Origin of the sequence: Desulforhabdus amnigena (assembly GCF_027925305.1) — a bacterium.
Lineage (GTDB): Bacteria > Desulfobacterota > Syntrophobacteria > Syntrophobacterales > Syntrophobacteraceae > Desulforhabdus > Desulforhabdus amnigena.
In genome coordinates, this window is the sequence record NZ_BSDR01000001.1 from 137455 (window position 1) to 163231 (window position 25777).

Annotated in this window: 27 protein-coding genes and 1 other RNA gene; 21 read left to right on the forward strand and 7 right to left on the reverse strand. The window is 60.0% G+C overall.

Annotated features, from left to right (window positions below):
* Positions 1-186: 186 nt before the first annotated feature.
* Positions 187-542, forward strand: a transfer-messenger RNA (tmRNA) gene (gene ssrA / locus QMG16_RS00620).
* Positions 543-960: 418 nt separating this feature from the next.
* On the opposite strand, the gene QMG16_RS00625 is transcribed toward ssrA, so the two are convergent.
* From QMG16_RS00625 to QMG16_RS00640, 4 genes are read right to left on the reverse strand one after another with little or no spacing between them, the layout of a single operon-like run.
* The gene (locus tag QMG16_RS00625; RefSeq protein WP_281791748.1) at positions 961-1383 is read right to left on the reverse strand and encodes a hypothetical protein; all 423 of its coding nucleotides are present in this window, start codon (positions 1381-1383) and stop codon (positions 961-963) included.
* Positions 1380-2966, reverse strand: a complete 1587-nt coding sequence (locus QMG16_RS00630) for a recombinase family protein (RefSeq protein WP_281791749.1) — start codon at positions 2964-2966, stop codon at positions 1380-1382. The genes QMG16_RS00625 and QMG16_RS00630 overlap by 4 nt, the downstream gene beginning before the upstream one ends.
* Positions 2959-3483, reverse strand: coding sequence for a DUF2924 domain-containing protein (locus tag QMG16_RS00635; RefSeq protein ID WP_281791750.1), 525 nt, complete (start codon positions 3481-3483; stop codon positions 2959-2961). The genes QMG16_RS00630 and QMG16_RS00635 overlap by 8 nt, the downstream gene beginning before the upstream one ends.
* Positions 3484-3517: 34 nt before the next feature.
* Positions 3518-3760, reverse strand: coding sequence for a hypothetical protein (locus QMG16_RS00640; protein ID WP_281791751.1), 243 nt, complete (start codon positions 3758-3760; stop codon positions 3518-3520).
* A gap of 296 nt (positions 3761-4056) precedes the next feature.
* On the opposite strand from QMG16_RS00640, the gene QMG16_RS00645 reads away from it, so the two are divergent.
* The 17 genes from QMG16_RS00645 to QMG16_RS00725 all read left to right on the forward strand — a co-directional run bounded on the left by QMG16_RS00645 (position 4057) and on the right by QMG16_RS00725 (position 21453).
* Entirely contained in the window at positions 4057-4290 is a 234-nt protein-coding gene (locus QMG16_RS00645) for a LexA family protein (protein WP_273195713.1), read from the forward strand.
* Positions 4291-4323: 33 nt separating this feature from the next.
* The gene (locus tag QMG16_RS00650) at positions 4324-5112 is read left to right on the forward strand and encodes a hypothetical protein (RefSeq protein WP_013514522.1); all 789 of its coding nucleotides are present in this window, start codon (positions 4324-4326) and stop codon (positions 5110-5112) included.
* Positions 5102-7204, forward strand: coding sequence for a 7-cyano-7-deazaguanine synthase (locus QMG16_RS00655; RefSeq protein WP_281791752.1), 2103 nt, complete (start codon positions 5102-5104; stop codon positions 7202-7204). Before QMG16_RS00650 ends, QMG16_RS00655 begins: the two co-directional genes overlap by 11 nt.
* Before the next feature lie 173 nt (positions 7205-7377).
* Positions 7378-7704, forward strand: coding sequence for a hypothetical protein (locus tag QMG16_RS00660; protein ID WP_281791753.1), 327 nt, complete (start codon positions 7378-7380; stop codon positions 7702-7704).
* Positions 7705-7899: 195 nt separating this feature from the next.
* Entirely contained in the window at positions 7900-8484 is a 585-nt protein-coding gene (locus QMG16_RS00665) for a sigma-70 family RNA polymerase sigma factor (RefSeq protein ID WP_281791754.1), read from the forward strand.
* A gap of 104 nt (positions 8485-8588) precedes the next feature.
* Positions 8589-8927 carry a hypothetical protein gene (locus QMG16_RS00670; RefSeq protein WP_029895089.1) on the forward strand — a complete coding sequence of 113 codons (339 nt, stop codon included), beginning with the start codon at positions 8589-8591 and terminating at the stop codon, positions 8925-8927.
* Positions 8924-9940 carry a PD-(D/E)XK nuclease family protein gene (locus QMG16_RS00675; RefSeq protein ID WP_144234526.1) on the forward strand — a complete coding sequence of 339 codons (1017 nt, stop codon included), beginning with the start codon at positions 8924-8926 and terminating at the stop codon, positions 9938-9940. Before QMG16_RS00670 ends, QMG16_RS00675 begins: the two co-directional genes overlap by 4 nt.
* 26 nt (positions 9941-9966) lie before the next feature.
* Positions 9967-10737: an ATP-binding protein gene (locus QMG16_RS00680; protein ID WP_144234525.1), complete on the forward strand. Its 771-nt coding sequence runs from the start codon at positions 9967-9969 to the stop codon at positions 10735-10737.
* A gap of 12 nt (positions 10738-10749) precedes the next feature.
* Positions 10750-11223 (forward strand): DUF669 domain-containing protein, encoded by a 474-nt coding sequence (locus QMG16_RS00685; RefSeq protein WP_281791757.1) that lies wholly within the window; start codon positions 10750-10752, stop codon positions 11221-11223.
* Positions 11223-11705 (forward strand): ERCC4 domain-containing protein, encoded by a 483-nt coding sequence (locus tag QMG16_RS00690; RefSeq protein ID WP_013258639.1) that lies wholly within the window; start codon positions 11223-11225, stop codon positions 11703-11705. The genes QMG16_RS00685 and QMG16_RS00690 overlap by 1 nt, the downstream gene beginning before the upstream one ends.
* Positions 11657-13885 (forward strand): SF1B family DNA helicase RecD2, encoded by a 2229-nt coding sequence (recD2, locus tag QMG16_RS00695; protein WP_281791758.1) that lies wholly within the window; start codon positions 11657-11659, stop codon positions 13883-13885. The genes QMG16_RS00690 and recD2 overlap by 49 nt, the downstream gene beginning before the upstream one ends.
* On the forward strand, positions 13882-17193 hold the full coding sequence (locus QMG16_RS00700; RefSeq protein ID WP_373878644.1) for a CHC2 zinc finger domain-containing protein: 3312 nt from the start codon (positions 13882-13884) through the stop codon (positions 17191-17193). Before recD2 ends, QMG16_RS00700 begins: the two co-directional genes overlap by 4 nt.
* Before the next feature lie 93 nt (positions 17194-17286).
* Positions 17287-18633 (forward strand): AAA family ATPase, encoded by a 1347-nt coding sequence (locus QMG16_RS00705; RefSeq protein WP_281791760.1) that lies wholly within the window; start codon positions 17287-17289, stop codon positions 18631-18633.
* Positions 18633-19229 carry an RloB family protein gene (locus QMG16_RS00710; protein WP_281791761.1) on the forward strand — a complete coding sequence of 199 codons (597 nt, stop codon included), beginning with the start codon at positions 18633-18635 and terminating at the stop codon, positions 19227-19229. Before QMG16_RS00705 ends, QMG16_RS00710 begins: the two co-directional genes overlap by 1 nt.
* Positions 19230-19808: 579 nt before the next feature.
* Positions 19809-20579, forward strand: a complete 771-nt coding sequence (locus QMG16_RS00715; protein ID WP_281791762.1) for a hypothetical protein — start codon at positions 19809-19811, stop codon at positions 20577-20579.
* Positions 20580-20582: 3 nt separating this feature from the next.
* A complete protein-coding gene (locus QMG16_RS00720) occupies positions 20583-20861 on the forward strand; it encodes a hypothetical protein (protein WP_281791763.1) in 279 nt (92 codons plus the stop codon).
* A 91-nt stretch (positions 20862-20952) separates the two neighbouring features.
* Complete coding sequence (locus QMG16_RS00725; RefSeq protein WP_013219077.1) at positions 20953-21453, forward strand: hypothetical protein; 501 nt, start codon at positions 20953-20955, stop codon at positions 21451-21453.
* 600 nt (positions 21454-22053) lie between these two features.
* Here the strand turns inward: QMG16_RS00725 and QMG16_RS00730 are convergent.
* The 3 genes from QMG16_RS00730 to QMG16_RS00740 are packed head-to-tail and all read right to left on the reverse strand — an operon-like array spanning position 22054 to position 23551.
* Positions 22054-22968 carry a tyrosine-type recombinase/integrase gene (locus tag QMG16_RS00730; RefSeq protein ID WP_281791764.1) on the reverse strand — a complete coding sequence of 305 codons (915 nt, stop codon included), beginning with the start codon at positions 22966-22968 and terminating at the stop codon, positions 22054-22056.
* On the reverse strand, positions 22949-23323 hold the full coding sequence (locus QMG16_RS00735) for a hypothetical protein (protein WP_281791765.1): 375 nt from the start codon (positions 23321-23323) through the stop codon (positions 22949-22951). The genes QMG16_RS00730 and QMG16_RS00735 overlap by 20 nt, the downstream gene beginning before the upstream one ends.
* A 33-nt stretch (positions 23324-23356) precedes the next feature.
* A complete protein-coding gene (locus QMG16_RS00740) occupies positions 23357-23551 on the reverse strand; it encodes a hypothetical protein (protein WP_281791766.1) in 195 nt (64 codons plus the stop codon).
* 140 nt (positions 23552-23691) lie between these two features.
* Between QMG16_RS00740 and QMG16_RS00745 the strand changes: the two genes are divergently transcribed.
* From QMG16_RS00745 to QMG16_RS00755, 3 genes are read left to right on the forward strand one after another with little or no spacing between them, the layout of a single operon-like run.
* Positions 23692-23964, forward strand: coding sequence for a hypothetical protein (locus QMG16_RS00745; protein WP_013258631.1), 273 nt, complete (start codon positions 23692-23694; stop codon positions 23962-23964).
* Positions 23961-24239, forward strand: coding sequence for a hypothetical protein (locus QMG16_RS00750; protein ID WP_011366961.1), 279 nt, complete (start codon positions 23961-23963; stop codon positions 24237-24239). The genes QMG16_RS00745 and QMG16_RS00750 overlap by 4 nt, the downstream gene beginning before the upstream one ends.
* Positions 24239-25762 carry a terminase large subunit domain-containing protein gene (locus tag QMG16_RS00755; protein WP_281791767.1) on the forward strand — a complete coding sequence of 508 codons (1524 nt, stop codon included), beginning with the start codon at positions 24239-24241 and terminating at the stop codon, positions 25760-25762. Before QMG16_RS00750 ends, QMG16_RS00755 begins: the two co-directional genes overlap by 1 nt.
* Positions 25763-25777 lie beyond the last annotated feature (15 nt).

Genomic DNA, 25777 nt, shown 5'->3' on the forward strand with positions numbered 1-25777 from the left:
AATATTACAATTAAGCATCGTTAACACTCAAAGCATTCAAACCGAACGGTGTCAGCGTCATTTCGATTCTTCCCGCCATGAGGTTGGGAGAACTACCTATACTATCTTCAAGATGTGGAGATGTGAAGGGGGTGGCGAGGAAAAACGACTCTGATGAGATTGTTGGTGGATGTGCATTCTTATAGAGGGGGCGAAACGGGTTCGACGGAGGTAAAGAAGCTCAAGTTGCATGTCGAGGTCCTGGTTCCTCGTAAAACTGTCGGGATTTAAACACAAACGCAGACGATTATTCGTATGCCGTAGCCGCTTAGGCGGCTACCGTTCCTCTAGTTTTTTCTTGCGGAATTAGCAGGAGCGTCGACTCAGCGAGATGGTCCCTGTCATGCCGCCTGCAGTGACAGAGATGAGATTCCAGTAGGCTAGCCTGTGCGAAATCCTGCTCGTGGGAGTTTTCAAAGGCGAAACTCAAAACGCGAGATAAACATGTAGAAACTTCAGTGGATTACTTTCGGACGCGGGTTCAACTCCCGCCGCCTCCACCATTAACAAAAGACAAACCCGTCTCTCTGGAGTCATTCTCCGGGGTGACGGGTTTTCTTTTTTCCCTTGTTTCTAAAGGGTTTGCGCCCGTTTCACATCTTTTCAAACAGCTTCTCCGCACTGCCAATTCTCTCCATCCTCCAGCCATTCTTTCTCTGTTTGACCCCTGATTCTCTGTTTTCTTCGGACCAAGTCCGAAGCTCGTCCGGAAAGCTACATCCTTGATTGATATAGGTTTCCGGCTGGTTGCCGTTTTTGGCGGTTGCCTTAGGTCCTCGGGAGGTGCCGTAACCGGACGTATTTTTCGAAATCGCCTTCCTCGGTGATGAAAAGAAGTGTGGTCAATTCCGGTTTCCTGCCTCTGCCAAAAGAAAAGCCGACGCTGATGGTCGGCTCTGAGGGTGGTCTCCGGTACGGTCGTCAGTCGGTGGCGAAACCGAACTGGCGGCGCTGCGCGGTCCATTCCTCGGGGAAGGTTTGGGTCAGTTTAGCCAGCGAAAGTCCGTTGGGCTCCTCGCCGTTGATCAGGGCTTCGACGATGTCCGGGGCAAGGGTCGTTAGCTTGAGAATGCGGGTCACATACGAGCCATCCACGTCGAGGGTACGGGCAAGCTCGCTGATGGACTTGATCTGGCCGGATTCGAGGATGTCGGCCCAGGAAAAGGCTCTTGCCAGCGCCTGGAGGATGGCGGACTGCACCGGCTCCTGCGCCCCGGGGATTTCTCCATCCAGCGCCTGGGGAGCAATAACCGTCTTGCGGCCGCGCATGCGCCGGATGAGCATCGGGATGTGGATCTGCAGGTTGCCGTTGTCAGCCACGGTAATGGTCGGTTTGATTTTCATCGGCTTGCCCTCCGCTCAGTGACTTCGCATGCCAGACCGGCCAGCTCGGCGATGAGTGTCGTCAGCCCGTTGGTGCGCAGTTCCATGTCGATTCCGGTCTCGCGAATCTCGACTCTGTCTACAAGGAGGCGGATGAGCCGGTTCCGCTCTATCGGAAAAAGGTCCTCCCAGAAACCCTCGACATTCTGGAAGGCCTCCGAGACATCCAGCTCAGTGATGCTGTTCCCCTGGTAGGCTTTGCATCGCTCGCTCACATGCGTCAGTTGTTTCGAGAGCTCGACCGCCTGGCGGTTGACGGTCGTGAGCATCTCAGCCTTGCCCGGCTGATCGCTGCCGGGTTTCATCAGTTCGAGTGCCTGCTCCCTCGCCTGCGACAGCTCCATCTCGAGTTGGGCTTTCTGCTTGAACAGCCGCTCCCGCTCCGCCTGCTCGATGTCCCGGGCCGCGAAGAAGGTTTTGGCCACCAGCGTCGGCGTGCGAAACACCGCGCTCAACTGCTCAATCACGGCCTGCTCGATGTCCCCGGCGGGAATCCGTTTGAGCGGGCACCGGCTCACGGTCCGCTTGCTGTCCTTCTGGCAGATGTAATAGGTGTAGTGGCGGCCGTTCTTGCGGGCGTAGGTCGGTCCCATCGAGCAGCCGCAGTGGCCGCAGCGGATGACACCCTTCAGCGGGGCGACCATTTTGGTTCTGGCCATGGATACCTTGACCGGTTTGTTGTCCTCCAGGATGGCCTGAACCTTGTCCCAGGTCGCCCGGTCGATGATCCCTTCGTGCTCGCCGGGGTAGCTGCGGTCCTTGTGGGCGATCTCGCCGATATAGATCCGGTTGTTGAGCAGCCGGTAGATGTGGGCGGTGTTCCATTCGGAGCCCTCGCGCACCTTGCCTTTCTTGGTGGTCCAGGCCTTGGTGCGGTACCCCTGTTCGTTCAATTCCTGGCCCAGCTTCTTGGCCGAGCCGATCTGGATGAAGCGGCGGAAGATGTACTGCACCGTCCTGGCTTCATCCGGGTTGACCAGCAGCTTCTTGTTATCCCGGTCGACGTCGTATCCGAGGATGGGCACGCCGCCGCAGTATTTTCCCCGGCGCTTGGCTGCCGCCACCTTGTCCCGGATACGTTCGGCGATGACCTCCCGCTCGTACTGGGCGAAGGTAATCAGGATGCCGAGAAACATCCGGCCGGTGGGATCGGTGGTGCTGAAGTGCTGGGTGACCGAGACGAAGCTGACGCCCTTTTCGTTGAAGAGGTCGATCATCTTCATGAAGTCCAGCAGCGAGCGGGACAGGCGGTCGACCTTGTAGACGACGATCACATCGATCTTCCCGGCGTCGATATCCGCCAGCAGGCGGCGTAGCCCCGGACGCTCCATGTTCCCGCCCGAGAAACCACCATCGTCATAGCGATCCGGCAGAGCCGTCCAGCCCCGCATCCTCTGGGCTTCGATATAGTGTTCCGCCGATTCCCGTTGCGCATCCAACGAGTTGAACTCCTGTTCGAGTCCTTCCTCATGACTCTTGCGTGTGTAAATGGCGCAGCGCAGGGTCTTGTTCTTGCCCGGCGCGACATTGCTGTTATCAAGCATCCGAACCTCCCTCGGCTTTTCTGCCGTAAACCTTCTTCAGCCCGAAAAAGACTTTGCCGTTCCAGCGCGTCCCGGTGATCTCCCTGGCCACCGCGCTGAGCGACCGGAATGTGCGACCTTCGAACTCGTAGCCATCGGCAAGGACGATCACCTCATAGCGCCGGTCGTTCCAGATCCGCACTAGTCTGGTCCCGGGCAGGATCGCCTCGTTCGATTTCCGCTCCTCTGGGATGCGTCGATTGACAGTGGCGACCGGGTCCTCCTTAGCGGCCTGCTGAAGATGGACCTTGGCCTGCTCGGACAGCCCGCCGTAGAAAAGCTCCTGGATGCGATAAGCCAGCCGCTTGATGAGGAATTGCTTTTTGTACTGGGGCGGCTCTTCTCCGTAGAGGTCGAGCCATTTTTCCCGGAGCTGCTCCAGGGACATGGATTGCAGCAGGGCCATCTGCCGAAGGACCGAGTTTCGGGTTCGGTCCTGATTCTTGCCGCCGGTGGCGGCGTTCTGTAACTCATTCATTTTCAACTCCTTATTTTGGTTTCCGGACGAGTTGTCATGAATGAATGCTCTGTTCCGGCAATGAATCAAGTCCTTCTCCGAGCACAGGGGAAGAATCTTCGAAAGCATCTAACTCATTGCCCACACATGCGTTTTTTGCCTTTCGGCGCAGGATCGCCGTGGCCAGAATGGAAGCGGCTGACTGGAGCCTCGCCTCACCCGACAAGCGGCCGGGTTTGCCGTTTTCGCCAAGGTCATCCATCCCCGGCCCATCATTCATTTCCTGGACATCCAACATCGAACACCTCCGGTGGGACCGGGGGACTGGATGGTGTGGATGCCAGAAAACGGTGGCGGTCGGGATGCGCGTTCTATGGCACCCACAACCGCCTCAGCTCCGCCTCTGGTCGGTTATCTGGTTACATCCGGCTTGAACCGGACTTGCGTTCGTTACCTACCGGAGGGACGTGCAAGATGACGGAATCAGACGAGAAGTCCTGTTTTTTTGATTGACCTGATGTTCATCAGGTCGTATATTTTGTGGTCATAAATTGGGCTTAATCCGCTCAGTGGCTACGACACGGAGCAATCGCCATGGGAAAGAAAAAGGTATCGGAAATAACCGACCCACAAGCACACACGCTGAGGGTCATTTGCCAAATCATCGATGAAAAGGGGTTGCCGCCAACGGTGAAAGAATTGTCGGAAGTCCTTGGTATCAGCCACGCGAGCGCCCACGAGCAGATCGCTCAACTGGTACGGAAAGGCTATCTGAAGAAAGAAGCTCGTAAGGCCCGAAGCATCGTCGTCATCAGGAGGCCCGAATAACGATGCTGGGTCGCGAAAAATAAGGAGATCGACATGGGGCACGTCAGACTTGGAAGCCTTCCGAGGTCGAGGGCATGGAAAGAGGTGGTCGGCCTGATCACGGCCGGTGCCGACGTGTCCCAAATCGCAAACGCAACAATCCGGGCAGCCGATAAAGCATTCACCTTCGTGCTCAACGATGAGGGGTTCACCGAGGCGGTCTGGTTGATGACGCAACTCGCCATTGCCGCAAAAAAGGAGAACCTCGGCGAGCATCTCCAATCCCTCGGCGTCAACCTGCCGCAGGATACATCCCTTCCCGATCTTGCAGCCGCAGTCTCCGAGGCCCTGGATAACAAATTGGAGTCCAACGGTGGCCGATCCGACCTCGGTGAAATGTCTCAGCGTGCATTGGTCGGAGCCCTGGTAGAGCACATCTCACCAAAACTGCCGTCTCTCTTCGCCCCCGGGCCAGATGATGTTCGGGCCGCACTGGCAGCGCTCGGGAAAAAGCGGGAGTTCGGAGAGCTGTCGCGGACTTTCTTCGCCAAGCTGACCAACGAGAGCATGAACTACTTCCTCTCAAAAACGCTGGCTACCCATCTGGGCGAGGGCCAGCGCTTTGCCACCATGAATGAAATGGGACAATTCGAGAAGGCTCTGAACACGCACTGTAAAGAGGCGTCCCTGATCGTCGAGCAGTTTTCAGCAGATTGGTTTTCGAAGCACAGGTACGAAGAAGGTGGTGACATCTCCAGGGAGTCTTCCAATGGCTTCGCCTCTTACGCGCTGAAAAAGATGAAGGACGAGCTAAAAGAAGGAGCGCGAGCCGATGCAAGATAAACGATATATCATCTGTGGGAACGCACCGACCGATGGGATTGAAGAAAATCCTGACCGTGATCTGCGCCTGCGCCTTTGGGGCAAGGATGGGCCGGACAAGATCACCCTACGCATTGAAGACATCCACAAAAAGATGAGCAAGGACGTGCCTGATTCTTTCCAGGACCTGCTCGAAATCGCCACCTACGTTTACAGTGCCGATCAGGCCATCCCACGAGGGGCCGACGACGTCGATTCTTTTGGCCATGGCTGGCGCAGGGATCTGCACTTCATCATCCCGGTGCGGAAGCCAGATTTTTGGAACGGAGACGATATCCACCAGGCGCTGCGCTCCACGCTTGGTTTCTTGTCTGACGACAACTATCACTTCGAGTTCGTCAAACTGAAAGAGGCTCAGGCATTCCAGGGATATCTGAAATTTGATGATGACGGACGGCTGTTCGGCTATCCGGAACAGGTAGTGATGTTTTCAGGTGGACTGGACTCGCTGGCGGGAGCCATCGATGAAGTTCTGAATGAAAAACACAAGGTCGTCCTTGTTACCCACAAGTCGACACCGAAGCTCAACACGCGCCACCGGCGACTGGAAAAGATGATTGCCGACAAGGCTGGGGAAAACGCCCCGCTACACATCGGCGTCCGGGTCAACAAGAACAAGGGCCTGAACTACGAGTACACCCAGCGCAGCCGATCCTTCCTTTATGTGTCTATCGGGGCGACCATCGCAAAAATGCTCAATCTGAAAAGCGTCCGTTTTTACGAAAACGGGGTCATCAGTTTGAATCTGCCGGTCTGCGCTCAGGTAGTCGGAGGCCGGGCAACACGCACCACCCACCCCAGGGTGATCCGAGGCTTTCAGGAAATCATCAGCCTGGTGGCTGGCGAACCGTTCACGATTGAGAATCCCTACATCTGGAAAACCAAGGCCGGTGTTATCGAGGTGATCACCAAGGCCGGATGCCAGGACATGATCGCGGCATCGACCACCTGCACCCATACCTGGGAGATGACCAATCACCATACGCATTGCGGAACGTGTTCGCAGTGCATCGACAGGCGTTTTGCCATGATTGCGGCAAAAGCGGATCAGCATGACCCCGTGGAAGCCTATAAGGCCGATATCTTCACCCAAAGTCGAAGCAAGGACGAGGACAAGATCATGGCTGCCGCGTACCTGGAGCGAGCCAACCAGGTCCGTGATCAGGATGACATCACCCAGTTTATCGCTCGATTCAGCGAGGTAAGTCGGGTCTTCCGCTACTTGAATGGGAACCCCGGAAGCGTGGCCCAGAAGGTCTATGACCTTTACAAACGCCACGCCAAGGAAGTCTGCGAAGCGATGGACACCATGGTCGCCCGCAACATCACGGCCATCCGTCAGCGCACCTTGCCGGGAGACTGCTTGCTTCGGACGGTCTATGAATCGGGATCGGTGATCTCTGTCCCAGCTATTCCGGTCGAGCAGAAGCAGCCGGACAACTACTTCAGGAAGCGCGGGGGAGTCTGGGCCGCACGCTTTAACGGCAATGCCGAGGTGCTCGTGACGGGTGTCGACAAAGGAGCCGAGTACATCAACTTCCTTCTGGCGAGGCCCAACAAGGAAACCTCGGTCTACGAGATCGTCTGCGGGTTCGCCATCAATACCTGCAACACGTTTCTGAACTCTGATGAAACCGAAGACGGTTTTCAGTTCACCCAGGGGGTTCCGTTGGGCGATACCGGCTTCGTCGCCGACCGCAAGGCTATCGAGCAGTACCGGGAGGCGGCTCACGATCTTCTTCGAGAAATTGAAGACGCACGAGCAGAAAACAACGATGCCGAGATTCAGCGGCTTGAAGAAGAAATGGCAAAGGTGACCACAGCGATCAACGAGGCTGTTGGCTTGGGTGGCAAACTCCGGAAATCCAACGACAAGCGAAAGAACGTCCGTGACGCCTTCCGGAACGCCGTAAACCGGGCCATCAAGTATCTGGAGAAGTATGACAAGCCGCTGGCCGCCCACCTGAAGGAATCCATCAAGTGCGGCAACGAGCCTGTCTACCGGACCGAAGAGGAGATCGTTTGGGAGGTCCGCCCGATAGTCAACGAGTGACCCGGGACCACCCAGGAAGAAAAAACTAAAAAAAATTTCCGCTACGCCAAATGTAGCCATTGCGACGCCGGATGTAGCGCCTTCCTCAATGAAGGCGCGATCCGGCGTTTTTTATTGGTCAACAGAGTGTTGGCCACCGGGCGTGCCAGAACTTCCGAACAAGGAGACTGGCAATGGCACAAGTCAACAAAGCAACCCTCACCCCACCAAAGCGGCGACTCATCGAATTGATGCAAGACATCAACTTCGGCCGCATCACCAACATTCCGGTTCACGACGGTGAACCGGAACTCACCCCTGACACGGTCATCGAGCGTGAAATCAAGCTGGGCGGACAGATCGGTCCAAGGCCTGAGCGCGACCAGGATGACTTCACTCTCAAGCAAGAGGTTGTGACGCTGCTGGAGCAGCTCTCACAGATGGGCAGCGGAAAAGTCTGCCTAATCGAGATCAAGCATGGCCTGCCTTTCCTGATGCGCATCGAGGAACGGGCAGCCTGAACACGTAACGACCTTAACCCTTAGACACTGGACAACAAGCTGGACGCATGGCGGAGGCTGTTGTGGGTGTCGCCGAGCCGAATACGGCAATTGGCGGCGTACCTGCGACCCCTTCGCCCACGCGACAGCTTTGTCCTGTGATCTGGCCCGTGCCGACACCCACGCGGACCTCCTCCTCGCTCCGAGGAGGCCCCGATGGTTTCACAAAATTCTTACGACGGCATCGACAAGTATGCCGCCGACCTCATTCGGCACAAAGCACGTCAACTCGTAGGCAAGGCCGGATTCACCGAGGACGACAGACCCGACCTCGAACAGGAACTGATGATCGATCTGCTGCAGCGGATGCGGCATTTCAATCCCGCCAAGGCCAAGAAGACCACCTTCATGGCCCGGATCGTCGAACGTCACATCTCCACCATTCTGGAGGCCCGGTTCGCCCAATGCCGGGACTGGCGGCTCTGCCAAACCTCACTCAACGAACCCCTCGACAACGGCGAAGGCGACACCACCGAGCGGATCGAGTTCCTGGACAGCGAAGGTTCTCTGGGGGGCGGCACCCGCGAAACAAGAGAGCGCCTCGCCCATGAGATCCACATGGATCTCGGCCAGGCCATCGCCTCGCTGCCGGAAGAACTCCGGGATCTGTGCGTGCGCCTGCACGACAGCACCATGGCCGAAATCGCCCGGGAGATGGGCATTCCCAGAACCACCCTCTACGACCGGCTGAGCAAGCTGCGGGAGGCGTTCATCGAGGCTGGCCTGACGGACTACCTGTGATCTCCGACGCATCGGCTCCGCCTCCGGTAAGTAAGCACCGTGCCGCATGGTGCGGCTATCCGGGGCCTCGGAAATCAGAACCTGAACAAAAGAGGAGTTCAACCATGACTCACGACACCTACAAGTACCGTTTTGACGAGTCGGTCCCGGCCCAGGAACTGGAAGACACTTTCATGCTGGCGATGCTGGCCGTCGAAAGCCTGCATGGCCGTTCCCGTGTGCGGATGGAGAGCCGGTTCAATCTGGACAAGGCCCGACGCACCTGCGTGATCGACGCCTCCACCGATGTCGGCAGCGACCTCGCCCGCATCTTCACCGGCTTCGCCACCAAGGAATACGGCGAACGCTCGGTCCTGATCGAACGATCCCAGCCGTCGGGTTGCGCCTGTGCCTCCAAGCATCGGGCAGCGCCCGCCGCCGCGACAGCGGGGGTGGCGGTATGAGCGAGCTGATGACCACCACCTATTCCATGTGGCGGCTGTTCCGCAACTGCCGCATGGCCTGCAAGTGGCGCTATATCGACGAGCTGGTGCCACTCGAGCGCGACCCCAATCTGGCCTTCGGCTCGGTCATTCACGACTGCCTGGAGTGCTGGCACGGCGAGCGGGATCTGGCCAAGGTCCTCGACCACATCGACCGGACCTATCCGAACAGGGCGCAGGACGACCATCAACAGGCCGACTGGCATCTCGCCCGGGCCATGATGAGCGCCTATGCGAAACACTACCCGGCCGAAGAGTTCGAGGTCGTCGCGCTCGAGAAGACCTTCGAAGGTCCCATCGTCAACCCGGCGACCGGGGCGACCTCGCGCAGTTTCATTCTCGCCGGGAAGGTGGACGGCATCGTCCGTCAGGATGGCCAGTATTTTCTGCTGGAACACAAAACCGCCGCGCAGATCGACGCCAGCTATCTGGAGCGGCTGTGGACTGATTTCCAGATCATCCTCTACGCCTGGTACCTGGAGCAGACCCTCGGCATCACGGTCAGCGGCATCATCTATAACGTCCTGGTCAAAGCCCGGCTGCGCCAGGGCAAGGGTGAAACCGAAGCTGAATACGAAGCCCGCCGAGACGAACTGATCGCCAAGTCGAAAACCGGCAAGAGCAGCGCCAAGCGCAAGCTGCCGGAGGACGACGAAACCTTCCAGCAACGACTCCAGGAGAAGTACCTCGAGCCGGGCATGTTTCATCGCGAGGTGCTCTACATCTCCCGAGACCAGTTCGAGGAACTGCGGGCGGAGCTGTGGGAACTCTCCAAGGCCATGCTCGACGCCCGTCGGCGCGACACCTTCTACCGCAACACCAGCTACTGCTTCCAGTACGGAAGACCCTGCGCCTACTTCCAGCTCTGCCGCTCGGGCGGCAACCCCAACGTCATCGAAAACCATTTCCAACGGATCGCCCCGCACGAAGAGCTGCGGGACGGAGCCGGTGAAGACGCCGCTCCGGTGTTTTGAAATCCCAACCATAAGGAGACGAAGCCATGCTTCCCAAGACCAAAAGCAAACCCAAACACACGCTCTCGGACCTCACCGCCCTGGTGTACGGCCCGAGCAAGATCGGCAAGAGCACCTGGTGCTCCAAGGCCAATGACGCACTGTTCCTGGCGACCGAGCCGGGTCTGAACGCCCTGGAGGTGTTCCAGACCCCGATCACCTGCTGGGACGACCTTCTGCAGGCCTGCGCCGAAATCGCCGAGGGCAAGCACGAGTTCAAGACCATCGTCGTCGACACGGTGGATAACGCCTACAAGATGTGCTCGGACTACGTCTGCAAGAAATTCAAGATCGAGCACGAATCCGACCTGGGCTACGGCAAGGGCTACGCGCTGATCAACAACGAGTTCCAGCGCGTCATCAACAAGCTCGCCTTCCTGCCCTATGGGTTGATCCTGATCTCCCACTCCCAGGAACGGGACATCGAGACCCGGACCGGCAAACACACCCGCATCGTGCCGACGCTGCCGGAAAAGGCGCGGAAGCTGGTCACCGGCCTGGTGGACCTGATCCTGTTCTGCGATCTGGACATGAAAACCGGCGAGGACGGCAAGCCGGTCTGGCAGCGCGTGATGCGCACCAAGCCCAGTCCCAACTACGACGCCGGTGACCGCACCGGCCGACTCCCCGAAGTCATCCCCCTCGATTTTTCGAGCTTCATGAAAGCGTTCAACAACACGGCAGCCGGAGCTGCGGCGAGTGCCGCCCGGCCAAAGCCGGAGCCGACCGCGAGTGCGGCGGCGAAACCCCAACAGTAAGGAGATCCGACCATGGAACACTACGAAAACCAATCCAGCAGCAACCTCGACCTGGCGCAGTTCGACGACGCCTTTGAAACCGCCGAAGTCGAGGAACGCGAGTTCGATGCCGTCCCCGACGGCAAGTACCAGGTCAACGTCGACCGGGTCGAACTGACCCGCGCCCAGACCTCGGGCAACCCCATGCTCAAGTGGACCCTGCGCATTCTCGCGCCGACCCACAAGGGTCGTCTGCTCTGGCGCAACAACGTCATGGCCAGCAACGAGAACATCAAGTGGCTCAAGCAGGACCTCTACACCTGCGGGCTGCAGCTCCAGAAGCTCTCCGACCTGCCGGGCCACCTCGAGCAGCTTCTCAACATCAAGCTGGAGGTGACCAAGCGCACTCGCGGTGAAAACGAGAACATCTACTTCAACCGTCGCATTGTCATGGCCGACGATGCCGGGGCTCCCGGCGCGGCGATGGACGACATGATCCCGTTCTGATGATGGACCGGATCACCGTTGTCGTCGACACCCGCGAACAGGAGCCCTACAGCTTCGATAGTGACAAGGTTTCGGCGGTTCGCAAGGCGCTGCCCGCCGGTGATTACTCACTGGTCGGCCTCGAAGAACGGGTGGCGGTGGAGCGTAAATCCCTGACGGATTTCGTCTCCACCGTCATCCGGGGGCGCAAGCGGTTCCACCGCGAGCTGGAAAAGCTATCCGCCTACGAATCCGCCTGTGTGGTTGTCGAATGCAACTTTCGCGATCTGGTCGATGGCCGCTACCGAAGCGATGCCCACCCGCACGCGCTGATCGGAACGGTCGCCTCCATCGTCGTCGACTTCGGTGTCCCCGTCTACTTCTGCTCGGACCGGCAGGCAGCCTGCCGTTTTGTCGAGGAGTACCTGACACGTTTTCACCGGAGGATCGCGAGATGCCAAAAAGAAATGAGAGTAACCCGGCGCGACTCCGGGGAAGAATAGAGCGCGTTTACTATGCCGGACCCAAGTTCTCCGCAGGCCGACTGCTCACCCCGACCGGTGAGGAAGTCCAGTTCGCGGGCAATTTGTTCGCTCGGGAAAATCAGCCTGTGGTCCTGCTCGGGTCGTGGTCCACCCATCCAAAATACGGCCGTCAGTTCAAGGTCGACGGGATGGAGCACGACCTCGAACTCGATCCGGAGGGGCTGATCCACTATCTGGCCAACCATCCGGAGATCAAGGGCATTGGACCGGCCAAGGCCAGATTGATCGTCGAGAGCTTCGGCGACGCCTTTGAAGAAACCCTTCTGAACGACCCCGAGCGCATTGCGCTCAAGGCTCGACTGCCCCTGGAAGCGGCCCGGCGGTTGCGTGACGAATGGTTGAAGAACCGTAGCGTTAACACCGTCATGGCCTGGCTGTCGGCATTCGGCCTGACCCATCATCAGGTCACCACCCTGGTCGAAAGACTCGGCGGCAACTGCCTCGATATCCTGAAGGAAGACCCGTACATCCTCATTCGGGAGATCCGGGGATTCGGCTTCAAGAAGGTCGACAAGATCGCCCGCAAGCTGGGAACCCCCAAGGACCATACCCCTCGTATCCGGGCCGGATTGAATTTCTGCGTCCGTGAAGCCCTGGACAATGGCCACTGTTGGATCGAATACGAGGATCTGGTGGACCAGGCCAATTTGCTGCTGGTCATGGATGCCCTGGACAGCCGGGTCCGTATCGAGAGCGCCCTCGACGCGCTCATCGAAGAACAGGCGCTTTCCTGCGATTCCCACGGCGGGCGTTTCGTGGTCGCTCTGCCGGAGATCGTCCGCATGGAGCGGGAGCTGGCCTCGTTGTTCGGCCAGGCCGAAACACCCAACCCGCATTTCCAGTCCGTCAAGAAACTCGATGCCCTGATTCGGCGCTGCGCATCAACGCTGAACGATAAGCAGCTCGAAGCGGTGCGCTCGGCCCTCCAGCACAGCATCAGCCTGATTTCGGGTGGAGCCGGTTCGGGCAAGAGCTACACCATTTCGATCATCAACACCATCTGCGAGGAGAGCGATCTGGAGGTCGTGCTCGCCGCGCCGACCGGCAAGGCGGCCAAGCGCCTGGAGGAAGTCAGCGGCCGTAGCGGCACCACCATCCACCGTCTGCTCGGCTATGACGGCAAGGGATTCTCCCGCAGCAAGGAGAATCCCATCGATGCCGACGTCTTGGTGGTCGACGAGTTTTCGATGGTGGACGTGCCCCTGGCCTGGCACTTGTTCGAGGCGGTCGACCTGTCGCGGACCACGGTGCTGCTGGTCGGTGACCACAACCAGCTTCCGCCGGTGGGACCCGGAAACATCCTGCGCGATCTGATCCAGACACGCGCCATCCCCACGGTCATCCTCGATAAGGTCGTGCGCCAGGCTGGTGTCCTCAAGGAGAACTGCACCGCCGTTCTCAAGGGCGAGGTGCGCAAGACCAGCGAGGCATCGGTGGCTGGATGCCGGGATTGGTATCTGGTGGATCAGTTCACCGACCCGATGGCGGCACGCTCGTTCCTGCTGGAGCTGTTTCAGGAGCGGCTCGACGCCCTGGGTTTCGACATCATCAAGGACGTGCAGGTGCTGACGCCGACCCACAAGGGGCCGCTCGGCACCAAGGAATTGAACGAGGAACTGCAGCGGCTCATCCAGCGCAAGCTCTGGAACGCCGAGGTACCGCCGGTCGCTATGGGCCGCCGCGCCCCGTTTCTCAAGCACGACAAGATCATCCAGACCCGGAACAACTACGACCTGAACGTGATGAACGGTGCCATCGGCTATGTGGTCGATGTCCTCGCGAACGGCACCCTGGTCATCGACTTCGACGGCATGCCCGTGGAGATGGAAAAGGGTTCGCCCGACCTTCAGGACCTGCAGCTCGCCTATGCGCTCACCATCCACAAAACCCAGGGTTCCGAGTTCCCCTGCGCCGTGGTGGTGGTCCACAAGGCGCATTCCTTCATGCACCACCGCAATCTGCTCTACACCGGGGTGACCCGCGCCCGGCGCACCGCCATTGTCCTGGGTGACCATTGGGGCATCCAGAATTGCGCCAAGCGTTGCCAGGTGGATGACCGTCGGACCTTTCTGCCCCTGTTTCTGGACGCCGCCCAGCACGCGGAGGCCGATTTCGCCCGTGTCGCGGAGGCCGAATGAGTATGGGCGGAACGGATAACGTCAGGGAGTATTACCGGCTCGTCACCGAGATGGACATCGGTGACGTGGCCCGGGAACTCCTGCCGGGACGGATCACCCAAGAGACCGGCCAGCGCTTGATGTGCGACTGCCCCAACCATCAGAGCCAGTCGCGTCTGTCGCTGCACGTGATGCTCGACAAGCAGGGCTGGTACTGCTTCGGCTGCGGAATCGGCGGTGATGTGCTGCAGCTCGTTGAGTTCATTCAGACGGGCTCGGTCACCGCCGGGCAATCTGGTCCGATGCCGGACAGCCACCGTCAGGCCCGGGACTATCTCGCCAAGAAGGCGGGCTTGCCTCCGCTGTCGCGCTATGGCCTCAGCCAGGAGCGTCTGGCCCAGACGGAGGCCGACCGCGCCTTCGAACTGCGGGTCAAGGACGCGCTGACCTCGCTGGCCAGGCTTTACCACGCCAGACTCAAAGAGTCGCCGGAGGTCCTCGACTGGCTGAAATCCAAATACGCCCTGAGCGAGGAGACCATCGACGATCTCCTGATCGGCTACGCGGACAACGCGTCCGGCGCGGTCGCCCAACTGACCGGGGGTGAGGACGGTTTTTCCAAGCGGGAGCTCGCCGCGACCGGCGCTTTCCGTCCCACCAGCCAGGACGGCCTGACGCCATTTTTCGAGCGCCGCATCGTCTTTCCCTACTGGAGCCGTGGCCGGGTAGTGTTCATGATCGGCCGCAAGACGCCGTGGACCCCGGACGTGGGCTGGGAGCAAGGGAAATACAAGAAACTGCCGGTTCATGACGAACACCAGCGGCCCTACGTCGCCGACTTCATCAACAACGCGCTGCTGTTCAACGAGGACTGTCTGCTGGCCCGGCCCGGCAAGGTGATCATCACCGAGGGGGTGACCGATTGCCTGGCGCTGATGCAACTGGGCCTGCCCACCGTATCGCCGGTCACCGTCCGCATCCGGGCCGCCGATTGGGAGCGCCTGATCCCCAAGTTGCGCGGCGTCGAAACCGTCTACATCTGTCAGGACAACGAACTCTCCCAAGCCGGTCTCAAGGGGGCACTGCAAACCGCCCGCACCCTGGCCGAACACAAGATCGACACACGCCTGGTGACGCTGCCCTTGTCGGAGACACAGATCTCAGCCCGGCAGGAGCTGACCGAACGCTTCGGCCTGACGGCGAGCGTGGGGCCGAAGGAGCTGGCCAAGCTGCTGGCTGGACGGCCCGCCGAGGAAATCCAGGCGGCCGAGGCGCTTCTCGCCACCGCAAAGATCGACGTCAACGATTACATTGCCGCCGGGCATACCCGGGAGGATTTCGAACGCCTGCTCGCCGAGGCCAGCACGCCCATCGAGTTCGGCGTGCGCTCGCTGCCCGAGGGCGCTGAGGAAGAGGAACGCAACCGCCTGCTCGAACCGATCCTGGGGGAGATTTCCGAGCAGTCGCCGCTGGAACAGGCCCGCCTGCTGAAGCTGGTGCAGGAGCGCATCGGCGGTGGCGTCTCCATGGCCACCCTGAAGGAACAAATCCGCGCCATCCAGAAGGACCGAAAGGTCGAGTTCCGCAACGAAAAGAAAAAGGCCAAGCGGATGTCCGGCGCGATGCCCGGATCATGCCGCGCCCGGGTTGACGAGGTGCTGATCGACACGGAACTGGAGAACGGCGCTCCCGACTACACCCTGGCCGCCGAGGCCGCCTACGACTGGTTCACCTCCAACGGTGCCCAGTTCTTTCACACCCTGCAGGGCGAGCCGTTCATGTATTTCGACAACGCCATCTATTGGATGGATTCACCGGACCGGGGCCGCAAGCGCCATTACGCGGCCATGCTTTACAAGCACACGGGCATGGTGCCGACCACGGGCGGCGGACGGACATTTTTCGAGGTGTTGCCAAGCCTGGCGATGATCCGTGGCCAGGTGCGCGACCATTTTTCCTGGCTGCACACGGATGTGGCTTCCTACACCGTCTATTTCAACCTGAACAATCCGGAGCACGAGATCGCCAAGATTACCCCGGACGAAATTCAGATCATGAAGAACGGCGGCAACGAGGACGGCATCATCCTGGACGGCTCGCGGAAGATGAAGCCGCTGAAATTCCTGCCCGACGCCGACCTCGAAGAGGCGGACCGGCTCCTGGTCGATCTGCTGGTGGGTAACATGACCTGCCCGCAAGGAGATCGCTTTCTCATCCTTTCCTGGCTCTCCTGCTTCCTGCTGATCGACTTTGCCGGGACGCGGCCCATGACCCGCTTCGAGGGCTCCGCCGGATCGGGCAAGACCACCGCCAGCAAAATCACTTCGACGCTGCTTTACGGCGAGCCCCAGCACAAGAAGGCCACCGACGCCGCGAACTACACCGACGGCTCGCAGAACCCGCTCATCGTCCTCGACAACATCGAGGTCAAGCAGATGACCGAGGATCTGACCACCTTCATGCTGACCAGCATCACCGGCATCGCCAAGGAGAAACGCAAGAGCGGCACCGACAGCGAGACCATCACCGAGCGGACCAAATGCCTGCTGAACACCACCGGCATTGAGCCGCTGTGCGGGGAGCTTTCGGAGATACTGTCGAGGTCCTTCGTTATCAACTTCGACCTCGCCAACCAGGCCAGCGACTGCTTCCTGGAATCGGAGGTCATTTCCGCCATCCAGCAGAACCGGGACCTGATCATCTCGGCCATTATGAAGCGAACCAGTCATGTTCTGGCGATGATCCGGGACGGAGCCCAGAAACAGGTCATGCGTCTGCTGCACCGAACCATGCCGACCCATGGCAAGCGCCGTTGCAACGATTATCTGAGCCTGATGTACCTGATGATGCTGGCCGGGTCCGAGGAACACGAGGTGACCACCGGACTCGAGGATCTAAGCCCGCTGTTCATCGAGCAGATTCATTCCATCAATGACACCAGCCAGGAGATGGCGCGGGAGTCGAACCCCATTGCCACGGCGCTGACGTCGCTCTTCCATGCCTACCGGAACGCGGTGGAACTGGACGAGAAGGCCCGCTATGGCGAGGACGACCGGGCAAACCACGTGGTGGGGTTCATCGAACGCTATCAGGTGAGGTTCGAGAACGAGAACACCATGGAACCGGTGTCGGCGGGACGGCTGCTCGCGGCGCTGCGCAGGGTTGGCCGGGAATTCAACCTCGAGTTCGAATACAAGAAGCCCGCCCAGCTCGGTCGGCGCATCAGCAACGACCTGGACATCATCCGGGACGCCGGGTTTGACATCGACCGGCAGCGCAACGCCCACACCAAGAACTTCGAGTACCGGATCAGTAGCAAAGGTGTTTAACGAGATATTTTCTCTTTTAGATTGACTTTCAGGCCGCCCATGCCTATATTAAAGGAATGATAAAGCGAATATTTCACTTTAGGAGGCGGTAAGATGATAGTCAGTTTCTCACTCGAAAACTGGATGTCCTTCCGCAACCAGGTCACATTTTCGATGGTCGCCAGCAGGGAGCGCCAGCATGGAGACAGGGTTCCCAAACTCGGCAAGTACCAGACGAGAGTTCTTCCGGTTGCGGCAATTTATGGCGGTAACGCGTCGGGCAAGACCAACTTTTTCAAGGCACTGAGTTTCGCCAAGGCGCTGGTCGTCAAGGGGACCCAGCCCGACAGCCTGATTCCTGTCGAGCCGTTCCGGCTGGACGCCAAGGTGGCCGATCAGCCGTCACGGTTTGGCTTCGAGCTGCTGATCGACGAGATCATTTACGAGTTCAGCTTCGCGGTGACCCGCAAGGCGGTTCTGGAAGAGAAGCTGGTGGTCATCACCAGCACCAGTGAAAAGGTGCTCTACCACCGTCGAGACGGAAAGCCCAACTTCGATGATTCCTTGGCCAAGGACCAGTTCCTCCAGTTCGCCTTCAAAGGGACCCGGGACAATCAACTCTTTCTGACCAACTCGGTCTCCCAGAAGGTCGACAATTTCCGGCCGGTCTACGACTGGTTCAAGGACACGCTCGAGCTGGTCGCGCCCGATTCCCGCTTCGAACCGTTCGAGCAGTTCCTCGACGAGGGGCATCCGCTCTACTCGACCATGAACGAGATGTTGCCGCAGCTCGACACCGGCATCGCGCACCTGGGTGGCGAGGAGACCCCCTTCGAAAACATTCCGCTGCCCGAGCCGCTGAAAACCAAGCTGCAGGAAGACGTGAAGGAAGGCATGACCGTTCGTCTGCTGACCGAGCCGATCAACGAACGGTTCGTGGTGACCCGCAAAGGTGGCGAGCTGATCGCCAAGAAGCTGGTGACCTATCATCCGAAGGCGGACGGCACGGAAGCCAAGTTCGAGATCCGTCAGGAGTCGGACGGCTCGCAGCGGGTGATCGATCTGCTGCCCGCGTTTCTTGAGCTCTCGGCCCAGGTCTCGAAGAAGGTCTACGTGATCGACGAGGTCGACCGCAGCCTGCACACGCTGCTGACACGCAGATTGCTCGAAGCGTACCTCGCCAACTGCTCCACGGAAACCAGAACGCAGTTGCTGCTGACCACCCATGACGTGCTGCTCATGGATCAGCAACTCCTGCGCCGTGACGAGATGTGGGTGGCCGAAAGAGACGCCACCGGAGCTTCGAACCTGCTCTCCTTCAGCGAGTACAAGGATGTCCGATACGACAAGGATATCCGCAAGAGCTACCTGCAGGGGCGACTGGGTGGAATTCCCCGGATTCTTTTGGGAGGCGCTTTGACCAATCCCTGCCTCACCGAGGAAAGTGAGGGGGATGACTGATGCCGCCGAAGAGACGCAAATTCCAGAGACCCCTTGGCGAGCGTCGCTACCGCAAACTGTTCGTGATCGCGGTGGAAGGCGTGAAGACCGAGCCGCAGTATTTCGCCATCTTCAATGACCAGCAATCGGTGATCCGGGTGAACTGCCTCAAAGGCAGTCATGATAGCTCACCTCCCCAGGTGCTGAAGCGGATGGAGGACCATCTCCGGCAGGAGGAGCTGAGATCCTCCGACGAAGCCTGGCTCGTGGTGGACAAGGATCAGTGGACCGACGAACAGTTGGACCAGCTTCATGCCTGGGCTCAGGCACGCGACAATTACGGCTTCGCCCTCAGCAACCCCAAGTTCGAATACTGGCTGCTGCTTCATTTCGAGGACGGCACCGGCATCGCATCGTCACGGGATTGCAGCGACCGGCTGAAGCGGCACCTTCCCGGTTACGACAAGGGGATCGACGCACGCAAGATCACCCGCGACCGGATCGATGAAGCCATCCGCCGCGCCAGGCTGCGCGACAATCCTCCCTGCGCCGACTGGCCACGCACACTTGGCGGCACCACGGTTTACAAGCTGGTCGAAAACATTCTCCAGGTCTGAACCCCAATCGGTTCGCCCTCCCAATAATTCAGGACGCTCTCGGGCGTCCTTTTCTTTTGCGGTGGTGCGGTGAACACCGCTGTCCCTTGCGGTGGATAACCACCGCACGCCAAACCCTTGCCAGACAAGGCTTTCATGGCCTTTGCGGTGGTTGCGGTGGTAAATCCAGAGGTCTCACCCCCTATGGGCTGAAATATTTTTTCGACTCACCAACCCGGCGTCCCCCACCAGAGAAATTCCGGCCCAGCGTGAGAGACATTCCCCAAATACCACCGCAACCACCGCACTCTCTCTTTTCTTTCTTCATAACTAACGAAAAACAATAAACAAACAACGGACCACCCCCTGCGGTGGGACGAGAAAATCTTCCACCGCACGACCACCGCAGCCACCGCACATATCCACCGCAGAACCTGCCGGTTTCTCGAAAAACGTTTAGAGATCTCAAAAAACAGTTACAAAACGGCCGCTCGCTAAAAAAACGATTACAAGCGAAAGCATCGGTCCGCCGTCACCTGGCTTTGGGCTCCGGTAAGTAACGGGAAAAGCAATTAACCCGTATTTCTGGAGCGTGAAGCCATGAGCCTTCTGAAAACCATGATCAAGCACACCGCCGGAGGGCAGGACGCCTCGGCCGGATGTGAAACCCCATCATTACCACCGCAACCACCGCAGCCCGCCATCTATGTCTCCACCGGGCTCGACGTTCACGAGATCGAGGACGCTCGCGACTGGCCTGAAGACCGGGAGATCGACGGCACGCTGTGTCGCCGTCTGTCGCCTGAATTCTTTGCCTGGCTACGTTTCCGCATGGTCACCGCCCAAGCCGCGCACAAGGCCGGAAAGCTCCCCGACGATGCCTGGAACACGCTGCGGCAGCGATTCAACGCCCTGCAGGAGCTGGCCATCCGGGAGTTTGGCAAGGAAAACTTGCAGGAGGTACTGCACTCCTTTTCCCCGAAGAACTACCGGCCACCCGCGCTTCGTCCCGAGCCCCAGGAGAAACCCGTCGAAGTTCCCAGAAAGGACTGGATTTATCCCGGGAACCAAGCTTGGAAATGTAAGCAGCCGGTGACTTCCCAGGCTGTCGCCAAGGTCGACGCCATCCGTGAGGAGGCCATGGCCAATGGCTGGTCCGAGGCACGCCTCTATCAGAACCAGGGCCGCTTCCGGTTTCCCTGCGGCGAGGACTACGGCCTGGTCTGCTTCGTCGATGGCGATCAGGAGATTGGCGAGGTCACCGAGCGTTCTATCGAAATTATCCACGGGCCGAAGTCCGGACGCCCCAGCACGCTGAGGTTTTTCAACCCGGACGTGCCCCAGCCGTGGATGAAGAAAATGGAGGATTGAGCTGTGAAGAAAAAGAAACGCTACGCCAACGCCAAGGATGTCCTGCCCGAGGAACTCTTCGAGCAGATCCAGAAGCACTACACCGGGATTCTCTGGGTCCCGGCACCGAGCCGCTTTTACCAGGAGCGCCGCGCTCTGGTATTGGCTCTTCATCTGCAGGGGATCAGCAGCCAGGAGATCTCCAACCTCGCTGGAGTGACCACCCGCCGGGTCAACCAGATCATCGCCGCCGAACGAAAACAGGACCGGGACCGACAGTTGGCCGCCGCTTCCGGTAAGTAACCCCTGAACCGGCGGGAGCGCGTTTGGAGGCTAAATCGGCCTCCCGCCCCGCATCCCGGCTTGGGAAAACAATATTCGGCAGGATTTCCACGTGGCACTGAACAAACCGGACAAAGAGACGCTGGACCGCTGGCACCGCAACGAGGGCAAGACCGAACCGCCCCGGCGCGGGCCTGGTGCGCCCGAGGGCAACCAGAACCGGCTGCGTCACGGCATCTTCGCCGACCGCTGCCTGACGCCGGAAGAAAAGGTCATGTTCGACGCGATCATCGACCGCCTCAACCAGGACTTCGAGTTCAACAAATCCAGCGACTTCCTGCAAGTGGAGCTGGTGGGCGTCTACTCGGTCAAGCTGGTCCGCGCCCAGATCGAGGGGAACACCGACGCCGCCGAAAAGCTCGACCGGATGATCCGCTGCCACATGAAGGATCTCAAGACCACCAAGATTGCTCGCGAGGGTGAGGAGCCGAAAGGCCCGCAGACCTCTCCGGCGGAATGGGCGGCGGCACTGCTTGAGAAGGTGGCCGAGGCTGCCAACACCCCGGGCGCGAAACCCTCCGGCCGCAAGAAACACGGAAAGAATTGCGGATAACACCATGGAGGGCTTTTCCGATGACCCCGGCACACGGCGACTTGCGGCAGACAGCTTCACCAGGAATTGCGGATAAGACGTGTTCCTTGCACTTTCGGAATCGGCATTCTCCGGCTGCCGATCATCATTTCCACTCCTCGATTTCTTCCTGCAGCTCTCGATATCCGCTTGGCATGTGTGTGCATAAGCCGAACCGCATAACCCAAGTAGATATTGGCACGTTCACGCCGGAGCTCTCTCACATAACCCAAGTAGATATTGGCATGTCGAACCCCAGGCAGAACCGGCCAAGCCCCGCAAATAGCCATTCCTTCGGCAACGGCCCTCGCACATGCCAAGCAGATATTGCCATGTGTGTTCCGCGCCTGGAGCGCACAAGCCAAGCAGTTATAGCCATGTGCGGCCGACAGACAGCGAAGGAGAAATTACGGTCAATCGATATTTCCCGCTCCGCCCGGGAGGAAGAGACCCTCCGTCATGATCATTCATCATCGGCGGATGTGTTCTTCTGCGGGCACTGTCATTCACTGTCTTCGACACTGTCTCGGCCAACGAAAACAGGAGCAGCCGAGGCCGCTCCCATCGTCGGGTCCGGAAGGATCAGAGGCGTTCGAGGGCTTCCTCGAGCTGACCGTCCACGAGGTGGGTATAGATCTGGGTGGTGGACACGTCGCGATGCCCCAAGGCCCGCTGCACCACGAGCAAGTCATTGGTCGCGCCGTAGAGGTGGGTGGCGAAGGTGTGCCGCAGCCCGTGCGGCGTCAGATCCTTTTCGATCCCGGCTTTCCGCAGCCAGTGAGCGAGCCGGTTGGCAATCTGCCGCTGGCAGAGTCTGCCGTCCCGGTTCGACAGGAACAGAGCTTCCATTTCGGGACGGCCATGTCGACGGCGCTCGGCCAGGTAACGGCGCAGCAATGTGCGGAGGTCGGTCTTGATGAACTTGACCTGCGGCACATTCCCCTTGGCCCGCACCCGCAGATGCTTGGCGTCGAGGTCAATGTCATCCATGTCGAGCGCGGCCAGCTCGCCAAGCCTGATCCCGGTGCCCAGCAGCACCTCGATCATGGCGCGGTCGCGCAGCGTGGAGAAATCGGTCCGTCCCTTGAGCTCTTTGAGGAGCCGTTTCTTTTCAGCGGCGGTCAGGAACACCGGCAGCTTTCTCGGCAGTCGCTGCATGCGGATGGACCGGGCCGGATTGTCATCGACCACTCCAACTTCGACGGCCCAGGCGAAAAAAGCCCGCACTGCCGCCTTCATCCGATGGAGCGACGCCGCCGAGCGTGGGCCTCGCTCACTCTCGGTAACCGGCCCGGCGGAGAACACCTTGTCGAGAAGCCCGGCCGTGACCGCCCGGCAGACGATACCCGGGGCCAGCTCCCCGGCCACGCGGGCCACCAGGGCGAGGTCCCGGCGGTATGCGGCTATGGTCGCTGGGGAGCGTCCTTCGGCCGACAGGCGGGCACAGAACGCCTCTGTCGCGCCCGTCAGATCGAGGTCAGCCGTTCGGTTGCTCATCGCTGGACTCCTTTACCCGGCTGTGGCCCATGGGCGTGCTCTTGGGCAGAGGCAACTCCTCGATGCGCCCCGACTCCCTGGCCCAGACCATCATCATGCGGAACACCCGGACGGTCTTGGCGACGGTGCGTTCAGCCCGCTCCTTGCCGTCGGGGAGTTTGAGCAGCAGGTCGGACTTGTAGAACTTGCCGACCTGGGGAAGCCGGATCTCGGCGAGCTGGCGATCCGCTCCGAAGAAGGACTCAACCACGTCGAGGTCCTTCCGGTAGGTGTAGAGGGTCCGCTCTTTCTTTCCGGATTCCCGCAGGTGGCCGATGAAAGCCTCGGCGGCTTGATGCACGGTGCATTCGGTCATGTCGATGTCTCCTTTGTCAGTGGCCCGGTGTGTTCAGGACAGGAACTCGTCCAGCTCCCGCAGCAGTTCCTCGACGTGGCCGAGGGAGCCGACGCTCGCCCAGGTGATGTCCGTCTGCTTCGCGTCCGCTTCGAGCTTGCCGCGAATGCCCTCGATCAGCCGGGCGATGTTCTCCTGCTTTTCTCGGTATGCCTTGAGTGCCTGCTGGCGGTTTCTGTCGTAGGTCATGGCCTGCCTCCGGTTCCGGTTTTCGTGGATGCGGGACCATCCCGCGCCACATCCAATGACGCTTCTATTTCGTTGGAAATCAAGTGTTTGCAGAGATCTTTCTGCATGTGCCCAAAACCCACAAACCAAAGGAGATCAACATGTTGAAGAAGACCCTCGAATGGACCATCCCGCTGGTCCTGGCCGGGATCATGACCGGCTGCGCCACCTACCGGCCTCCGGCCCAGATCCAGTCGGCGGTAGCCACCGTCAACCGCCACACGCCCGAGTACGTGACCGAGGCCAACAAGGCGCTGCGCGAGGTCGGCCACCCGGACGCCGAGCGCCTGACCGGTGTCGGCCTGCGCCTGCAGACCGCCGTGGACGCCCTTGACCAGTGGGCCAACGGCTCGAACCAGGAGGCAGGTCAATGAAAGAGATCCTTCAGGAAAACAGCGATGCCGTCCGCCAGGCCGGTGAGGCCCTGGTTGAAATCGGCACCGAACTGGCGGCGGGACGGATCGAGAACGCCCTCGGCCGTCTGGAAGCGGCCCAGCAGCAATACCGGGCCTGGGCGGAGTTGGACCAGGCCATCATCGACATTCAGGAGGCTGTCCATGACCGGAAGAACACCCTGGCCGTGCAGCAGATCCTGACGGAACTGGTGGGCACCATCCTCGGCAGCGCCTTGAGGACGGGAATGCACTGATGGCGGTAACCGACAAGGAGCGCAGACTCGCGGCGACCCTGAGCGATCCCGTGTTGTGGGGGCAAGCCTACCTCTACAACCGGGATGGCTCAGGCCGCGACTACTGGCCGCACCAGGTGGAGGACCTGCGCTGCCCGGCCAAGAACATCATCCACCTCGACGGCCGGGACGTGGGCAAGTCCATCGTGCTCTCGACCGACGCGCTCCATTACGCCTTCACCACCCGAGGCGGTCAGGGCCTCATCGCCGCTCCGCACCAGGGACACCTCGACACCATCATCGAGGAGATCGAGTTCCAGCTCGACACCAACCCGGATCTGATGAACAGCATCGCCCTGACCAAGTACGGCAAGCCCAAGATCCACCGCAAACCCTACTTCCGGCTGGAGTTCACCAACGGTTCGGTGCTCTATTTTCGCCCGGCCGGGGCTTATGGCGACGCCTTCCGGTCCCTGCATGTCGGCCGCGTCTGGGTCGATGAAGGAGCCTGGCTGACCGAACGGGCCTGGAAGGCGCTGCGCCAGTGCCTCAAAGCCGGAGGGACGCTACGCATCTACTCCACGCCCAACGGCCTGCGCGACACCACCTATTACCGGCTCACCTCGTCGGATCAGTTCCATGTGTTCCGCTGGCCGTCCTGGCTCAACCCTCTGTGGACCGAGGATCGCGAGGCCGAACTGCTGGAGTTCTACGGCGGCCGCGACAGCTCCGGCTGGCAGCACGAGGTGGCCGGTGAGCACGGCAAGCCCTCCTATGGGGCCTTCAATGTCGAACAGTTCAACCTCTGTCGGCAGGATCTGCTGGAGTATCAGAAGATCGTCATCACCGATTCCGAGCTGCGCGATTGCGACACCGAGGAAGCGGCCCACGACCGGCTGGAGATGCTGCTCAACCTCACGCCCCGTAGCGGGCAGTTCTGGGTTGGCGGCGACCTGGGCTACACCAACGACCCCACCGAGATTGTCGTATTCCAGGAGATGGAGATCGGCGAGCGAACGCTGCTGAAAATGATCCTGCGCGTTCATCTCGAACACGTTTCCTATCCGCACATCGCCCAGATCATCGCGCTGTTGGAGCGTTACTACACCCCGGCGGGCATCGGCGTGGACAACGGCGGCAACGGCCTGGCCGTGGTCCAGGAGCTGCTCACCCTGGACAAGTACAAAGGGCTGGAGCTGGAAGGCAGGCTCAAGGGATACGACTTCGGCGGCATGACCCGGCTGGCGGTCCGCGACGGCAAGGAAGTCAAGAAGCGGACCAAGGAGCTGATGACCAGCCTCATCAACGGGGCGCTGCAGCGCAAGCAGCTCATTTTCCCCTCGGACGACCTTGAGGTGGAAGACCAGTTCACCACCCACACCTACACCCTGCGGGACGGCAAGATCATCTATTCCAAGGGCAACGACCACATCATCGACGCGGTGCGCTGCGCCATGCTGATCCGGGAGGAAGGCAACCTCGACCCGGTCGGCGAAGAGGTGGTCTCGCTCAAGCCGGTGCTCACCAATCCGATCTTCATCTGATCGCATCCTCCGACG

Bases quoted from the DNA above. Each gene is read 5' to 3' on its own strand.
- QMG16_RS00625 (WP_281791748.1), bottom strand. From the start codon at position 1,383: ATGAAAATCAAACCGACCATTACCGTGGCTGACAACGGCAACCTGCAG.
- QMG16_RS00630 (WP_281791749.1), bottom strand. From the start codon at position 2,966: ATGCTTGATAACAGCAATGTCGCGCCGGGCAAGAACAAGACCCTGCGC.
- QMG16_RS00635 (WP_281791750.1), bottom strand. From the start codon at position 3,483: ATGAATGAGTTACAGAACGCCGCCACCGGCGGCAAGAATCAGGACCGA.
- QMG16_RS00640 (WP_281791751.1), bottom strand. From the start codon at position 3,760: ATGTTGGATGTCCAGGAAATGAATGATGGGCCGGGGATGGATGACCTT.
- QMG16_RS00645 (WP_273195713.1), top strand. From the start codon at position 4,057: ATGGGAAAGAAAAAGGTATCGGAAATAACCGACCCACAAGCACACACG.
- QMG16_RS00650 (WP_013514522.1), top strand. From the start codon at position 4,324: ATGGGGCACGTCAGACTTGGAAGCCTTCCGAGGTCGAGGGCATGGAAA.
- QMG16_RS00655 (WP_281791752.1), top strand. From the start codon at position 5,102: ATGCAAGATAAACGATATATCATCTGTGGGAACGCACCGACCGATGGG.
- QMG16_RS00660 (WP_281791753.1), top strand. From the start codon at position 7,378: ATGGCACAAGTCAACAAAGCAACCCTCACCCCACCAAAGCGGCGACTC.
- QMG16_RS00665 (WP_281791754.1), top strand. From the start codon at position 7,900: ATGGTTTCACAAAATTCTTACGACGGCATCGACAAGTATGCCGCCGAC.
- QMG16_RS00670 (WP_029895089.1), top strand. From the start codon at position 8,589: ATGACTCACGACACCTACAAGTACCGTTTTGACGAGTCGGTCCCGGCC.
- QMG16_RS00675 (WP_144234526.1), top strand. From the start codon at position 8,924: ATGAGCGAGCTGATGACCACCACCTATTCCATGTGGCGGCTGTTCCGC.
- QMG16_RS00680 (WP_144234525.1), top strand. From the start codon at position 9,967: ATGCTTCCCAAGACCAAAAGCAAACCCAAACACACGCTCTCGGACCTC.
- QMG16_RS00685 (WP_281791757.1), top strand. From the start codon at position 10,750: ATGGAACACTACGAAAACCAATCCAGCAGCAACCTCGACCTGGCGCAG.
- QMG16_RS00690 (WP_013258639.1), top strand. From the start codon at position 11,223: ATGATGGACCGGATCACCGTTGTCGTCGACACCCGCGAACAGGAGCCC.
- recD2 (WP_281791758.1), top strand. From the start codon at position 11,657: ATGCCAAAAAGAAATGAGAGTAACCCGGCGCGACTCCGGGGAAGAATA.
- QMG16_RS00700 (WP_373878644.1), top strand. From the start codon at position 13,882: ATGAGTATGGGCGGAACGGATAACGTCAGGGAGTATTACCGGCTCGTC.
- QMG16_RS00705 (WP_281791760.1), top strand. From the start codon at position 17,287: ATGATAGTCAGTTTCTCACTCGAAAACTGGATGTCCTTCCGCAACCAG.
- QMG16_RS00710 (WP_281791761.1), top strand. From the start codon at position 18,633: ATGCCGCCGAAGAGACGCAAATTCCAGAGACCCCTTGGCGAGCGTCGC.
- QMG16_RS00715 (WP_281791762.1), top strand. From the start codon at position 19,809: ATGAGCCTTCTGAAAACCATGATCAAGCACACCGCCGGAGGGCAGGAC.
- QMG16_RS00730 (WP_281791764.1), bottom strand. From the start codon at position 22,968: ATGAGCAACCGAACGGCTGACCTCGATCTGACGGGCGCGACAGAGGCG.
- QMG16_RS00735 (WP_281791765.1), bottom strand. From the start codon at position 23,323: ATGACCGAATGCACCGTGCATCAAGCCGCCGAGGCTTTCATCGGCCAC.
- QMG16_RS00740 (WP_281791766.1), bottom strand. From the start codon at position 23,551: ATGACCTACGACAGAAACCGCCAGCAGGCACTCAAGGCATACCGAGAA.
- QMG16_RS00745 (WP_013258631.1), top strand. From the start codon at position 23,692: ATGTTGAAGAAGACCCTCGAATGGACCATCCCGCTGGTCCTGGCCGGG.
- QMG16_RS00750 (WP_011366961.1), top strand. From the start codon at position 23,961: ATGAAAGAGATCCTTCAGGAAAACAGCGATGCCGTCCGCCAGGCCGGT.
- QMG16_RS00755 (WP_281791767.1), top strand. From the start codon at position 24,239: ATGGCGGTAACCGACAAGGAGCGCAGACTCGCGGCGACCCTGAGCGAT.